This window comes from Halorubrum sp. SP9, assembly GCF_005435015.1.
GTDB classification, from domain to species: Archaea; Halobacteriota; Halobacteria; order Halobacteriales; family Haloferacaceae; genus Halorubrum; species Halorubrum sodomense.
In genome coordinates, this window is the sequence record NZ_SGXU01000375.1 from 1 (window position 1) to 455 (window position 455).

A 455-nucleotide genomic window follows, 5' to 3' on the forward strand; every position below is an offset into this window, starting at 1 on the left:
ACACCGAAACTGGCGTGGCCCCAGCTGACCGTCACGACACGGTAGACGAACTCGCGGGTGATGAGCCGAGCGCCGACACGCCCTACCGTTTCGAGACGACCGACACCCGTGGGTGGACTGACGAGGTCGTCGACGACATCGGACTCGGGTGGGCGCCTATCGACCGGACTGCCCTCTTCGAGCATCTCTGGGAGGAAGGATTCAAACACCACACGATGATCGCGACCGGGCTCTTCCACGAGCCCGACGACGTCGGCGGCGAAGACCAAGAGGGCCGTCCGTTCGTGGACTACACCCAGCCTACCGACGAGAGTAGTCGCGGATACGACGGCGAGAAGGATGCGTACGAGCCCCTCGAGTGTTCCTTCAAGGGGCACTTCATGTTCCCCTACCGTGACGAAGCGGGTCGCGTCGCCTACTTCATCGGGCGCCGCCCAGATTGGAGCGGGGTCAAC

Annotated in this window: 1 protein-coding gene; it reads left to right on the forward strand. The window is 64.0% G+C overall.

Features of this window, described 5'->3' with window-relative positions:
• Window positions 1-455 (forward strand): hypothetical protein (locus EXE45_RS20035; protein WP_199233701.1); only part of this gene is annotated, 455 nt, incomplete at both ends.